This window comes from Luteimonas panaciterrae (assembly GCF_020511115.1).
GTDB classification, from domain to species: Bacteria; Pseudomonadota; Gammaproteobacteria; order Xanthomonadales; family Xanthomonadaceae; genus Luteimonas; species Luteimonas panaciterrae.
This window is the reverse complement of the sequence record NZ_JAJAVH010000007.1, coordinates 23,015-36,529: the sequence shown is the minus strand read 5'-3', so window position 1 is coordinate 36,529 and position 13,515 is coordinate 23,015. Positions and strand designations below refer to the sequence as shown.

9 protein-coding genes are annotated in these 13,515 nt (G+C 66.0%); 1 reads left to right on the top strand and 8 read right to left on the bottom strand.

The annotated features are described in order from the left end of the window. Window positions 1-4 precede the first annotated feature (4 nt). The 6 genes from LG367_RS08265 to LG367_RS08240 form a co-directional block, all read right to left on the bottom strand. Entirely contained in the window at window positions 5-2,068 is a 2,064-nt protein-coding gene (locus tag LG367_RS08265) for a M13 family metallopeptidase (protein WP_226468772.1), read from the bottom strand. A 108-nt stretch (window positions 2,069-2,176) separates the two neighbouring features. Further along, window positions 2,177-4,300: a M13 family metallopeptidase gene (locus tag LG367_RS08260; protein WP_226468771.1), complete on the bottom strand. Its 2,124-nt coding sequence runs from the start codon at window positions 4,298-4,300 to the stop codon at window positions 2,177-2,179. Window positions 4,301-4,424: 124 nt separating this feature from the next. After that, complete coding sequence (locus LG367_RS08255) at window positions 4,425-5,606, bottom strand: low temperature requirement protein A (protein WP_226468770.1); 1,182 nt, start codon at window positions 5,604-5,606, stop codon at window positions 4,425-4,427. Window positions 5,607-5,616: 10 nt separating this feature from the next. Beyond that, window positions 5,617-5,922 carry a hypothetical protein gene (locus tag LG367_RS08250; RefSeq protein ID WP_226468769.1) on the bottom strand — a complete coding sequence of 102 codons (306 nt, stop codon included), beginning with the start codon at window positions 5,920-5,922 and terminating at the stop codon, window positions 5,617-5,619. Window positions 5,923-5,976: 54 nt separating this feature from the next. Continuing rightward, the gene (locus LG367_RS08245) at window positions 5,977-7,680 is read right to left on the bottom strand and encodes a CHASE2 domain-containing protein (protein WP_226468768.1); all 1,704 of its coding nucleotides are present in this window, start codon (window positions 7,678-7,680) and stop codon (window positions 5,977-5,979) included. 13 nt (window positions 7,681-7,693) lie between these two features. After that, the gene (locus tag LG367_RS08240) at window positions 7,694-9,385 is read right to left on the bottom strand and encodes a FecR family protein (protein ID WP_226468767.1); all 1,692 of its coding nucleotides are present in this window, start codon (window positions 9,383-9,385) and stop codon (window positions 7,694-7,696) included. Window positions 9,386-9,864: 479 nt separating this feature from the next. Here LG367_RS08240 and LG367_RS08235 point away from each other — a divergent pair, with 479 nt between their 5' ends. Next, window positions 9,865-11,214, top strand: a complete 1,350-nt coding sequence (locus LG367_RS08235) for a DEAD/DEAH box helicase (protein WP_319004008.1) — start codon at window positions 9,865-9,867, stop codon at window positions 11,212-11,214. Between the two features lie 24 nt (window positions 11,215-11,238). On the opposite strand, the gene arsC is transcribed toward LG367_RS08235, so the two are convergent. After that, a complete protein-coding gene (gene arsC, locus LG367_RS08230; RefSeq protein ID WP_226468766.1) occupies window positions 11,239-11,658 on the bottom strand; it encodes an arsenate reductase (glutaredoxin) in 420 nt (139 codons plus the stop codon). Between the two features lie 20 nt (window positions 11,659-11,678). Beyond that, entirely contained in the window at window positions 11,679-13,496 is a 1,818-nt protein-coding gene (locus LG367_RS08225) for a DUF885 domain-containing protein (protein WP_226468765.1), read from the bottom strand. Between the last annotated feature and the right edge of the window lie 19 nt (window positions 13,497-13,515).

The window sequence follows — 13,515 nt, the reverse complement described above, 5'->3', positions numbered from 1 at the left end:
ACGTCTAGCGCCAGATCGACACCTGCTGCTCCGGCTTGAGCTGCATCGGCACCGACACCGCCGGCTTGGCCTTGCCCTTGGCGGTCTTGCCGCTCGCTGCGGCGTTGCAGCTGAAGGCTTCGCCGAAGGCGGGCTCGTTCATCAGCGGACCATTGGCACGCCATTGGCCGGGGGCATGCACGGAGGTCGCGGCCATGCGGGTGGCGACGTCTGCGGACATCTGCTCGCGCCACAACTGCGCCCAGCCCTGGAAGAAGGCTTGCTTGGAGGTCTCGGACAAGGCCGGCTGCGCAGTGGTGAGTGCGTCCCAGGCGAGTTCGACCCCGGCGAGGTCGGCGACGTTCTGGTCGAGCGTCTGCGCACCGTTGACCCGGACGTTCTTGAGATCGGGATATGTGTAGCCGCTGTATTGCACGGACAGCGGTGCGGTGCGCGCGTCCCACGCGGCGACGTCGGCCGGCGTCCACCACGTCTTCAGCTCGCCGGCGGTGTTGACGAGGCTGCCCTTCCTGTCGATGCTGCGGTTAAGTTCGTGTCCGACCATGGCGCCGTAGGCGCCGTAATGCGCGGCGGCATCCTGCGTCTGGTCCAGGACCGGCGCCTGCAGCACGGCGGCGGTGACGATCAGGCGGTTCTGCGCGATGTCGTAAGCCAGGGCCGGGTTTTGCGGCAATACATCCCAGCGGCGGTCGGCGTTGCCGCGGCCGATGCGCTTCATTTCCTCGCGATGCTGCCAGGTGGACGCGATCAGCATGTTGCCGCCGAAGCTGCCGCGGCCCATCGGCTGCACGCTGTAGTCGAGATCGCGGCGCGGCGCGCCGATTTCGATCTTGAGCTTGGCGACCTTGGCCTTGGCTTCGGCCTTGGTCGGCTCGGCCATCCAGGTGCTGCGATCGATGGCGCGGCCGAGCGCGTCACGCACTTCGTTGGCGATGGTTTCTGCGCGCGATTTGGTGGCGGCGGGCAGATAGCGGCCGACGTATTCGCGCCCGAGCATCGGGCCGGCGGCATCGTTGATGGCGTCCAGCACCTGCTGCTGACGCGTCGGCTGCGTCGTCAGGCCGCGCAGCACGCGCCCGCGGAATTCGAAATCGGCGTCGCGGAAACTCTTCGACAGATACTGCGCCATGGCGTCGCCGACCTGGAAGCGCAGATAGGCCTTCCACTGTTCGGGCTTGAGGCTGTTGATCAGCCCGTCGAGTTCGGTGAACAGCGCGGGATTGGCGAGGGAGACGGTGTCGTCCTTCACGCCCTGCGCTTTGATGAAATCGCCGAGCTGCAGGCGCTTGTAGGTCTTGCCGAGCGTGGCCACGGGCACGAGCGCGTAGTTGGCGCGCGGATCGAGCAGTGCGGATTCGGGCTTGGAGACGCGGGCGATGCGCGTTTCCAGATCGATCACCAGTTGCGCCTGCGCCGCCAGCTTGTCGGCGGGCGTGCCGGTCAGGGCGAGGATCTTCTGCACGTAGTTGTTGTAGCGGCCGAGCAGGGCGCGCGTGTCGGCATCGGTGCGAGTGTAGTAGGCCGGATCGGTGAGGCCGGTGCCGCCCTGGGTGAAGTAGCCGACGTGGCGGGACAGGTCGGCGAGATCGACGTCGGCGCTGAAATTGAAGACGACCGGGATGCCGACCTGATGCAGCGCGGCGATCGAAGGCGGGATGTCCTTGGCGCGCTTGATGCCATCGATGCGCGAGAGCAGGGGCGCGATCGGGTTGGCGCCATCGCGTTCCACGGCGGCTTCGTCGAGGCCGCTGGCCCAGAAGTCGCCGAGCAGCTTCTGCACGTTGTTCTGCGGCGACTGCATCGCGGCGTTGAGCAGGTCGCGCTGCTGTTGCTGGGCGAGGCTGTAGAGCTGGCTCAGCGCGGACACCGATCCGCTGCCGCCGACGATGGTATTGCTGGCCAGCCAGTCCTTGTTGGTGAAGCTGTAGAAATCGGTGCAGGCGGTAGCCGCGGGAGCAGCCTTCTTGGCGGGCGCGCGCTTCTTCTTGGCGGCGTCGGCGTCGTGCGCGGCCAGGCCGGCAACAAGGGTCAGGCTGAGGACAAGGGCGAGAGGGCGCAGCTTGGGCATCACGGGATCCGCACTGGGAAGTCGCGGGAGTTTAGCAAGCCGCGGTGGTACTTCCTGAACCCCGTGGGGCAAACCCCTCCCCCGCGAGCGGGAGAGGGGCTTCGAGCATCACCAGATCACGACCTGCTTGTCGCCGTCGCGCACCATGGCGTCGCCGGCCTTGCACTGGAACGCGGCGGCGAACGCGGGCATGTTCGACGGCGCGCCGATGGCGCGGAAGGTGGCGGGGGCGTGCGGATCGGTGGTCAGGCGCACCTTGAGGTTTTCCGGCGTGTACTTGGTGCGCCACACCGTCGCCCAGTTGAGGAAGAAGCGCTGGTCGCGGGTGAGGCCGTCGGTCTTGGGATCGGGCTGGCCGTCGGTGGCCTTCTTCATCGCGTCGTAGGCGGTGGCGATGCCGCCGAGGTCGGCGATGTTCTCGCCCAGCGTGAGCTTGCCGTTGACGTGCTGGCCGCCGGCGTCGTAGCCGTCGAACTGCTTCACCAGCTTGTCGGTCAGAGCAGAGAAGCCGTCGGAATCGGCCTTGGTCCACCAGTTCTCGAAGTTGCCGCTGGGTCCGAAGCGCGAGCCCTGATCGTCGTAGCCGTGGGTCATTTCATGGCCGATCACCGCGCCGATGCCGCCGTAGTTGAGGGCGTCGTCGGCCTTCAGATCGAAGAACGGCGGCTGCAGGATCGCGGCCGGGAACACGATCTCGTTCTGCTGCGGGTTGTAGTAGGCGTTCACCGTCTGCGGTGTCATGCCCCACTCGGTCTTGTCGACCGGCTTGCCGATCTTCGACAGCTCCCACTTGTAGTTGAACTCGTTGGCGGCCAGGACGTTGCCGAGATAGCTGTCGCGGTTGGTGGTCAGGCCGGCCCAGTCACGCCACTTGTCGGGGTAGCCGATCTTCGGCGTGAAGGTTTCCCACTTGGCGATGGCCTTCTTCTTGGTCTCGTCGCTCATCCACTTCAGGTTCTCGATGCGGGCCTTGAGCGCGGTGCGCAGGTTGCCGACGAGCGTCTCCATCTTCGCCTTGGCATCGGGCGAGAACGCGACCTTGACGTAGAGCTGGCCGAACGCTTCGCCGGCCTCGTCCTCGATGGTGTGCAGCACGCGCTTCCAGCGCGGCTGGATTTCCTTCTGGCCGTTGAGCGTCTTGCCGTAGAAGTTGTAGTTCTCCTGCACGAAGGCGTCGCTCAGGTACGGCGAGGCGGCGTCGACGGTGTGGAAGCGCAGATAGGCGCGCCAGGTGGCCGGAGCGGTGTCGGCGATGGCCTTGCTGACTTCCTCGTGGAAGGCGGGAATGGCCAGCGAGAACTTCGCCGGCGCGGCGACGCCTTGCGCTTCGAAGAACTTGGTCCAGGGGAAGTTCGGCGTCAGCTTGTCGGCGTCGGCGAGCGTCACCGGGTTGTAGTACAGCGACACGTCGCGCGAGAGTTCCTCGCTCGACTTCGATGCCTTGGCCAGGCGGGTTTCGAACGCCACGATCGCCTTGGACTGCTCGGCCGCGTCGGCGGCGGCCACGCCGGAAAGCTCCAGCGTCTTGGCGACGTGCGCCTGATACGCGTCGAGCTTGTCCTTCTTGTCCTTGTCGGAGTAGTAGCTCTTGTCGGGCAGGCCCAGGCCGCCCTGCATCGCGTAGGCGATGTTGACGGTGGAATCCTTGAAGTCGGGTTCGGCGTCGAAGCCGAACAGCACGTTCTCGCCCTTCGCCGCGGTCTTGCGCAGATAGTCGGCGATGGCGTCCTTGTCGTTGAGCGCGTCGATGGCGGCCAGGCGCTCCTTCAGCGGCTCGATGCCCTGGGCGTTGACCTTGGCTTCGTCCATGCCGGTCGACCAGAAGTCACCGACGATCTTCTCCACGCCCGTGGCCTTGGCGTCGGCGGCGGCCTGTTCGGCCAGCTGGTGCTGCGCGGCGATCGAGCGCTCGGCCAGGATCGAGAAGGCACCCCAGGAGGTGCGGTCGGCCGGGATCTCGTTGGCGGCCAGCCACTTGCCGTTGGCGTAGGCGCCGAAGTCGGTGCAGGCGTTCTTGGTGCTGTCGAGGTCGTTGACCGAGAAGGCGTTGTATTGCGGCAGCTTGCTTTCGTCGAGCGTGAGCTGCTTCGCTTCGGTGGCCTCGGGTTTTGCGGCCGACGTGTCGGCGGCCGGTGCCGGCGCCTCGCGGTTGCAGGCGGACAGGGCCAGGGTGACGGCCAGGGACAACAGCAGGACGCGTGGGGCCTGCACTTGAAGAAGTTTCGCGCTCACAGACGGACTCCGGCCCGGATCGGGCTTTGCAAAGAAGAATGCCTGCCGCGCCAGGCGGCAGGAGCCAGGGACGATACCCCTCGAGCCGGCGACCGGCGGGTGTCGAAGGTCATAGGGAAAACGGTTACGCCACGCGCGCCGGCCGGCGCAGGGCGAGGCTTTCCCAGGCGGCGACCAGCATCAGCACCGCCGTGGTGATCGCGCCGAGCGCCAGCGCCGAGAACAGGTGCCCGTATGCGAAGGGCAGCAGCGCCAGCAGCAGGAGCAGGCCGACCAGATGCGACAGCGGCGGCAGCCGGCGATCGTTGGTCACCCATTTGAACAATGCGTTTCCGAGCAGATACAGCGCCGGGCCGCCGAGGATCGCGGCGATGCCGGCATCGCTGGCGTGGTCGGGATGCATGAGCACCAGTTCGTCCGCCACCGCGCAGACGATGATGCCGGCCACGATCGGCAGATGCAGATAGGTGTAGGCGATGCGCGCGATGCGGCCGGGGTCGTCGGAATGCGCGAAGCGATGCGTGGCGCGTTCGGCGCTGGTGTCGAAGTACAGCCACCACATCGCTACGCTGCCGAGGAAGGCGGTCAGCAGCGCGGCGACGGCATCGAAGCTGCGTTCCAGCTCGGCGAAGGTGGCGCCGGTGACCAGCAGCGATTCGCCGAGCCCGATGATCACGAACAGGGCGCAACGCTCGGCCATGTGGTGGCCGTCGATGTCCCAGTCGTCCGTGGTGGAGCGGCCGAGTCCCGGCACCCAGAAATACAGCGAGGGCGAGACGAATTCGATCGCCAGCGCCACACCCCACAACCACAGCCGCATCTGGCCCTCGTGCAGACCGCCCGCGATCCAGAACACACCCGACAGCACCAGCCAGGCCAGGATGCGCTGGAAGTTGCGGCGACGCTCGACCGGTTCGTTCCGCACCGCCCACAGGGAGAACAGCGTGCGGCCGATCTGCATCGCCACGTAGGCGCCGGCGAAGCTCGCGCCGTGCTCGGTGAAGGCCTCCGGGATCGACGAGGACATCAACAATCCCGCCAGCATCAGCGCGAACAGACACAAGCGCACCGGCTGCCGTTCCGGGTCGAGCCAGTTGGTCACCCACGAGGTGTAGATCCACACCCACCACACCGCCAGCATCAATAGGCCGACCTTCAGCGCGCCGGCCAGGTCCAGATGCGCGAGCAATGTGTGCGAGAGCTGGGTGACGGCGAAGACGAACACGAGGTCGAAGAACAGTTCGACCATGCCGACCTTGCCGCTGTCATGGGTGCCGCGGCCGCGCAGGAGACTGGGCTTCGTCATCGGTTCGCGCTCAGCGCAGTTTGCGGTAGAGCAGGCCGGCGACGACGGCCGGCACGGCGAAGATGACGAGGAAGATCGGGAATTCGTCGGCCACCGAGTAGCCGGCGGTGGACACCCCCACCCACATGTTGATCGCCGCGCCGATCAGCCACAGCGGCAGGAAGACCAGCACCGCCTTGCGCCGCGATGCGCCGGTCAAGCGCGCGATGAGCAGACAGAGCGCCAGCAGGGCGAAGCCGCCCAGGATCACCAGCAATGTATGCATCGTTTTCCCCGTGTGCGAAAGAATGGTGAACTTGCGGTCGATGACGACCATGACCGTTCTCGTCCGCCGACGAATGGCAAGACGAAACGGCGAGGTCCGGACATCTCAACCGACCAGCTTGATGTCGAACTGGGTTTCGGAATTCTCCGGCGTCCACACCGGCGCACGATAACTGCAGTTGCGGCCGAGTTCCTTGGCGCGATACAGCGCGACGTCGGTGCGGCGGATCAGCAGGTCCGGGCGGGTGTCGCTGCCCGGATCGCAACTGGCCACGCCGATGCTGACCGTCACCACCGGCGCCACGCCAGAATCGGCATGCGGAATGGCGAGCGCGCGCACCTCGTCGACGATCGCGTCGGCGATGGCATAGGCGGTGAGGCCGCTGGTCTCGGGCAGGATCACCGCCAGCTCGTCGCCACCGTAGCGCGCGGGCAGGTCGCGCGGGCGCCGCGCATGCGTGGAGACCGCCTGCGCAACGCGCCGCAGGAGGTCGTCGCCGGCCTGATGGCCGTAACGGTCGTTGTAGTGCTTGAAGTGGTCGACATCGATCAGCAGCAATGACAGCGGTGCCTCGCTGCGACGCGCGGAGGAGAGCTCGCGCGCCAGGATCGTGTCGAACAGGCGCCGGTTGGCCAGCTGCGTGAGCGAATCGTAGTGCGCCTGGCGCTGCGACTGGCGCAGATCGAGGAAAAGCCACAAGGCGACACTCGCGAGCAGCGTCACCAGCGCCGGCATCGGCGCGAACCAGATGTGCGCGCGGTACAGCAGCAGGGCGCTGGAGAGCAGCACGACCATCATCGCGATCGGCACCATCCAGCCGATGCTGCGCATGCGCACGCGGAACAGCAGCCAGGTCGGCAGCAGCACCGCGAAGATGCCCGCGCCCAGTTGCCAGCCGTGCTCGAGCGGGACGATGGTGTGTCCGCTCAGCAGCATGTTGAGCAGCGAAGCCTGGTACTCCACGCCCGTGATGCGGCCATCACCGGGCTGCATCGGGGTGAGGATGGTGTCGCCGGTGCCGTAAGCAGTCGCGCCGACCAGGACCCAGCGATCGCGCAGCAGGTTGTCCGGGATGCGACCGTTGAGGACGTCGACGTAGGACACCTGCTGGAAGCCAGCGCCCGCCGACACGTAGGGGATCAGGACGCAGTAGTTGCGATTCCACAGATAGGGCGATGCCGGATCGGTGTGCGCATCCCGCAATCCTGGGATGGACTTGCTCGCCGTCGTGTCCAGATTGCGCAGTGCCAGCGCCAGCACCGGCCAATGCGCGTCGCCGAGACCGGCATACAGATGCGCGTCGCGAGTGATGCCGTCGCGGCTCTCGTCCACCGCGACATGCCCCAGTCCCGCCGCCGCCGACACCAGCGCGGGCAGGGGCAGCACTTCCACCGGCGGGCCATTGGGTTCGGACGGTTCGGCCAATACCGGCAATACGACGTGGCCGTGGCGCTGGATCGCCTTCGCGAGCGCGGTGTCGCCATCGGGATCGGCGCTGTCCGGTTCGGCGAACACCACATCCAGCGCGACGCCGCGCGTGCCGGCGCGGCTCAACCGATCGATCAGGTCCGCGTGCACGCTCCGCCGCCACGGCCAGCGGCCCAGCGCGGACACGCTCTTGTCGTCGATGGCGATGATCACGATGCTGTCGTCAGCGCGTTCGCCCGCGTGACGCAGCAGCGTGTCGTAGACCCGGTAATCGGCTTTCCAGGTGAGCTTGCCCAGCGTCAGCAACGTCACGCACGCGATCGCCGCCAGCGTCAGCAGCAACGCCAGCGGAAACGATTTGCGGCGGGAACGGCTGGGCATGCGTCAGCGCATCTCAGAGCGCGAGCAATATCAATACCACGCCGCCGCCGATCGCGGCGATGCGGCAGGAGAGGCATCCCAGCTTGATGGTCTGAGTCGGTCCGTAGGGACCGGCATAGCCGTCGCTCTCGATGGTCTGGATACGTGCGTACCAGGTCCCGGTGCGCAGCTTGGGCAACGTGATCTGGTTCTCGTCCAGTTCGCGGTCTACCTCCAATTTCGAGAAGTCGGCCTTGCGCGAGAGCTGGAAGCGGAAACGCTGGCCCTTCGCGCCGGCCGGCCAGCGGATTTGCAGCGTGCGCTTGTCGGCCGCGGCCGCCTCGCTCTGCAGTTCCGGTCCGGGGCCAGGGGCGCGCACGTTGAAATGCTGGCCTTCGCTGAAGCCGGTGGCGCGGTCCTCGCTGTCGATGGCGGCCACGCGCCATTGATAGTCGCCCGGCGCGAGCGCCTGCGGGCTGCGCAGGTCGGTCGACTTGATGGTCTGGTCAACCAATGGCGCATCGAAACCGGCGGCGCTCGCCAGCTGGAAGCGATAGCGCACGCCATCGCCCATCGAAGCCCAGCGGAAGCGCGGGCGCTCGGCATCGGTGCTGCTGCCTTCGGTCGGCGCGATCGCGAACGGCGGCTGCCGCGCCGCGTGCACCGACACGGTGGCATCCTGGCCTTCGATGTCGCGGTCGTCGATGGCGCGCACGCGCACGCTGTAGGTGCCGTCCGGTAGTGCCGGCAGCGCATCCTGCGGCGCGTCGACGACGCGATCGTGCAGCAGCGTGACGAACTCGGGTGTCGCCGAGACCTGCACGCGATAACGCACCGCGCCCGGTACCGGCTTCCAGGTCAGGCGCGCGGGAATCTGATCGAGCGAAAGTGCGATCGACGCCGGCTCCGGCGCCGCCAGCAGTTCGCGTGGTGGCAGCGGACGATTGTTGGCATCACTGGCCGTGCCCTGGCCGCGCTTGAGCAGCACTTGTCCGCCGCCGCCGCTCACCGCGACCTTGCCTTCGGTGACTTCGGCCTGCGAGCGCGCGCCGTCGCTGCCGATGCGGAACTGCGTGCCGCGCACGCTCGAGATCGTGTTCGGCGTGGCGATGATGTAGTTCGCCGCCGGTCCGCGCATCGGATGCACGGCATTGCCCGCACGTCCGCGCGGCAGGCGCAGGCGGGTGTCGGTCATGCCGGTGGCGCCGTAGGCGCTGAGCTTGTCGAGCACGAGTTCGCTGTCGCCCTGCAGCAAGAGCCGCGAACCGTCGGCGAATTGCAGCGTGAGGTTGGCGTCGGTGGCGGTGCGCAACGTGGCGCCGATGCCGAGTTGCATGCCTTCGGTGACGGGCGATTCCTTGCCGCGCGCATCGCGCGCGGTGGCGCTGCCTTGCACGCCGATCACCTTCGCCTTCGCCGGCTGCTGCTTCAGCCAGGAGACGGGAAAACTCATTTGCGATCCCGGCGGCAGACGCAAGGGATCGGCGACGTTATTGTGTTCCTGCAGCTTCTGCCACGGCACGTCGCTGCGCAGATACTTCGCGGCCAGATCCCAGACGTTGTCGCCCGGGCGTACCCGATAACGCCATTCTTGCGCGGTCGCGCTCGCGGCGCAGCACAGGATCGCCAGCCCCAGCAGGGCTGCGATCGATCGCCGGAAAGTCTGCGAGCCGAAGCGACTGGCGGCACGGTTTTGCGAACAAGTTGTGACGTATGCCCGTTTCAAGAGTGAGGATTCCCGTCCCTGCCAAAGGAATATTGTCCGCGAAAACTCGGCCCACCGTACAACTTGACGGCCGCCGCGCCGCCCTGTACGGGTGTCCGGGCCGGCCCCGGCTGGCTTCGACCGCCGGAATCGGCTACAATTCCCCTGTTCTGCAACATGGCTTGACCCTGCCTTCGGGCAGTCACGATCCTGGTATGTTCGTTGGGGAAGGGGCTTTTTTCTCACGCCTGTCCCGCACCTATCCCGCACGTGAAGCTGGAGACTTCGCCCCCGTCGGCGGAGCTCGATGTCGCGCAAACACGGCCCGGAGCGTCCGGCAGCCGTTCAACCCTCACTCGCAGCGCGGTTTTTGGATAGCTCCGGGTAAGCAATCGTGCCGTTCCCACGGCCGGATGGTCGCACGCCTCAACGCGCTCATGGCGCGGTTCGATGCGCGACTTCCGGGCGCGGATGGCCGATTTTTCGGAGTTATCCATAACATGAGTTTTGAATCCCTCGGGCTCTCGCCCGCGCTGCTGCGTGCATTGGCCGACAGCCAATACACCGTTCCCACCCCGATCCAGGCTCAGGCCATCCCGTTGGCGCTGGCCGGTCATGATCTGCTCGGTGGTGCCCAGACCGGCACCGGCAAAACCGCTGCCTTCAGCCTGCCGCTGTTGCAGCGCCTGTCCAAGCAAACCCCGCCTAACGGCCCGCGCAAGCCGCGCGCGCTGATCCTGGTGCCGACCCGCGAACTTGCCGTGCAGGTCGCCGACAGCCTGAAGACCTATGGTCGTCAGCTGCGTCTCAACGTCACCACCATCTACGGTGGTGCCGGCATGGGGCCGCAGGTCGACAACCTGCGGCGCGGCGCCGACATCCTCGTGGCCACGCCCGGCCGGCTCATCGATCATCTCGAGCGCGGCAGCGCCAAGCTCGACGCGGTGGAAATCCTCGTCCTCGACGAGGCCGATCGCATGCTCGACATGGGCTTCCTGCCCGCGATCAAGCGCATCATCAATCGCGTGCCGAAGGAGCGCCAGACGCTGTTGTTCTCGGCGACTTTCGAGGAGCGGATCAAGGCGTTGGCGATGGAATTCATGCGCAACCCGCAGCAAGTGCAGGTGACCGCGCGTAACACCATTGCCGAGACCATCGTGCATCGCGCGCATCCGGTCGACGGCTCGCGCAAGCGCGATCTGCTGATCAGCATCCTGACTTCGCGCCACACCGATCAGGTGCTGGTGTTCGGCAAGACCAAGCACGGCTGCAACCGCCTCGCCGAACAGCTGGAAACCGCCGGCCTCAAAGCCGTCGCCATCCACGGCAACAAGAGCCAGGCGCAGCGGCAGAAGGCGCTGATCCAGTTCAAGACCGGCAAGGCACGCATTCTGGTCGCCACCGACGTCGCGGCGCGTGGTCTGGACATCCCCAATCTGCCGCTGGTCATCAACCATGACCTGCCGATGGTGGCCGAGGACTACATCCACCGCATTGGCCGCACCGGCCGCGCCGGTTCGACAGGCGAGGCGCTGTCGCTGGTATCGCCGGAAGAGGGTGGCCTGTTGCGTCAGATTCAGCGCATGCTCAACGCCGACATCGTGATGGACACGGTGCCAGGTTATGCGCCGAGCAAGCCGATCCGCCTCGATGCGCCGATCCCCAAGAATGGCGGGCAGCGTGCAACCAGTCAGAAGCCGGGTGGCCAGCGTCCGCCGACGCGCGCAGCAGGCAAGCCCGCGCATCGCGCGCACGGTAAGCCCGCCTCGCGCGGCGCGCATTCGCACGCGGGACCGAAGCAGCATCGCAGCAGCGGCAAGCCCGGGGCGAGGCGCGATACGCGCGCGTAAGTAAGCAACAAGGGGCCGGTCGAGTCAGAGGACGCGCCGGCCTTGTTCGTCGATCACCACTTCGCCGTCTTCCTTCGTGAACGGTCCGCGCTGCGGATCCGGCAGGATGTCGAGTACGAGTTCGGAGGGCCGGCAGAGCCGTGTACCGAGCGGCGTGACGACGATCGGACGATTGATCAGGATCGGATGCGCCAGCATGGCGTCGATCAAAGCTTCGTCCGACAACGCTGGATCGCCCAGGCCGAGTTCGGCGTAGGGCGTTCCTTTTTCACGCAGCACTTCGCGCACGCTTAACCCGCAAGCGGCGATCAAGCCGATCAGCGTGTCGCGGTCGGGCGGCGTCTTCAGATACTCGATGACGGTCGGCTCGACGCCGCTGTTGCGGATCAGCGCGAGCGTGTTGCGCGAGGTGCCGCAAGCGGGGTTGTGGTAGATCGTGATCATCGTTGCGGAAGTCCGTCGACTCAGCCCTTCTTTTTCTCGGCGATCCAGCGATCGATCTTGCCTTCCAGGATGTCCAGCGGCACGGCGCCGTCCTTCAGCACCTCGGCATGGAATTCGCGGATGTCGAAGTTCGTGCCAAGCTCACGCTCCGCCTTCGCGCGCAGCGATTTGATCTTCAACTCGCCGATCTTGTAGGCCAGTGCCTGCCCCGGCCACGCAATGTAGCGTTCCGCTTCCGCGGTGGACTGGACTTCGCTCTCGGCGGAATTGTCGAGCATGTATTTGATCACTTGCTCGCGCGTCCAGCCCTTGCTGTGCAGTCCGGTGTCGGTCACCAGGCGGATCGCGCGCCAGAGTTCGTTCTGCAGATAACCGAAATAGTCATAGGGCGATTCGTACACGCCCAGACTCTTGCCCAGCGATTCCGCGTACAGTCCCCAGCCTTCGATGAAGGCGGTCTCGCCACCGAAGCGGCGGAAAGCCGGCAGGCTCTTCAGTTCTTGCTGCAGGGCGATCTGGAAGTGATGGCCGGGAATCGCTTCGTGCAGATAGAGATCCTCCGCGTCCCAGGTCTTGCGGGTGGGCAGGTCGTAGGTGTTGACGTAGAAGATACCGGGACGCGAACCGTCCTCGCTCGGCTGCATGTATTCGCCACCGGCCGCGGATTTCGCGCGGAACGCCTCGACCGGGCGAATCTCGAACGGCGCTTTCGGCGTTAGCGAGAACTGCTCGGGAATGCGCTTGTTGATCTTCGCTTCGAGAGCACGGTAGTAGGCCAGCAACGCGTCCTCGCTCTTGAAGCTGAACTTCGGATCGGACTTCATGAACTGGAAGAAATCCTGCAGCGATCCCTTGAAGCCGGTCTCGACCATGATCTTGCGGATCTCGCCGTGGATGCGCGCGACTTCATCCAATCCGATCTGATGGATTTCGGCGGGCGACATGTCGGTCGTCGTCGACTTGCGCGCGCCGTAGGCATACCAGGCCGCGCCGTTCGGCAGCTTGTCGAGGCCGACGCTGGCACGTGTCTTCGGCAGGTATTCCTTGTCGATGAAATCGTGCAGCTTGCGATAGGCGGGCATGATGCGTTCGCCGATCATTTCGCGATACGCCTCGGTGAGCCGCGTCTTGTCGGCGGCGCTGAAGCTTTCGGGCATCGACTGGATCGGCCCCCACAGCAGCGTGTCCTCGGGCTTGTCCTTGATCAGCGCGGCCAGCTGCGGCAACACCTTTTCCATCAGCGCGCGCGGCTGCACGACGCCGGCTTTGATGCCTTGCCGCATGTTGTCGATGTCGGTATCGATCAGCACCGGCAGTCGATTGCCGCGCGCGAGCCAGTTGTCGTAATCCTTCACCGTCTTGAACGGCTGCGCGCCGGTGCCCGAGCCGAACTGCACGGCGGCGATGGGCAGGCTGAACATCTGGTTCACCGGCATCATCCAGTCGGGATACTGGTAGGACTCCAGATCGTCCTTGGCTTCGCGCACGAAGATCTGATAGCTGATCAGACTCTGTCCGGCGAGGCCGTCCGCGCCGATCGCTTCGATCTTCTTCAGCCAGTCCTCGGTGAATTTGCGCGTCTTTTCGCGATATTCGGCGCTGCCGGAATCCGGCAGCTGATCGTTGTAGCGGTTGTCACCCTGGAACGTGGCTTCGACCGGATGCAGCTTCAGATACGCTTCCCAGTATTCCGCGTACAGCGCGTCGAGCTTGGCCGCCTTGGTGCTGGCGGGCGTGGCCGCGTTATCCGTCTTCGCGGTTTCGGCATGGACGGATAGTGCGGTGCCTGTCGCGACCGATGCGATCGCGAGGCTGAGAAGAAGTGGTCGGAGGGTCATTGCGTGCTCCCGGGACAAT

Excerpts from the sequence above, each read along its gene's own strand:
- LG367_RS08255 (WP_226468770.1), bottom strand. The coding sequence starts at position 5,606 with ATGACGAAGCCCAGTCTCCTGCGCGGCCGCGGCACCCATGACAGCGGC.
- arsC (WP_226468766.1), bottom strand. The coding sequence starts at position 11,658 with ATGATCACGATCTACCACAACCCCGCTTGCGGCACCTCGCGCAACACG.
- LG367_RS08225 (WP_226468765.1), bottom strand. The coding sequence starts at position 13,496 with ATGACCCTCCGACCACTTCTTCTCAGCCTCGCGATCGCATCGGTCGCG.
- LG367_RS08235 (WP_319004008.1), top strand. The coding sequence starts at position 9,865 with ATGAGTTTTGAATCCCTCGGGCTCTCGCCCGCGCTGCTGCGTGCATTG.
- LG367_RS08265 (WP_226468772.1), bottom strand. The coding sequence starts at position 2,068 with ATGCCCAAGCTGCGCCCTCTCGCCCTTGTCCTCAGCCTGACCCTTGTT.
- LG367_RS08250 (WP_226468769.1), bottom strand. The coding sequence starts at position 5,922 with ATGGTCGTCATCGACCGCAAGTTCACCATTCTTTCGCACACGGGGAAA.
- LG367_RS08245 (WP_226468768.1), bottom strand. The coding sequence starts at position 7,680 with ATGCCCAGCCGTTCCCGCCGCAAATCGTTTCCGCTGGCGTTGCTGCTG.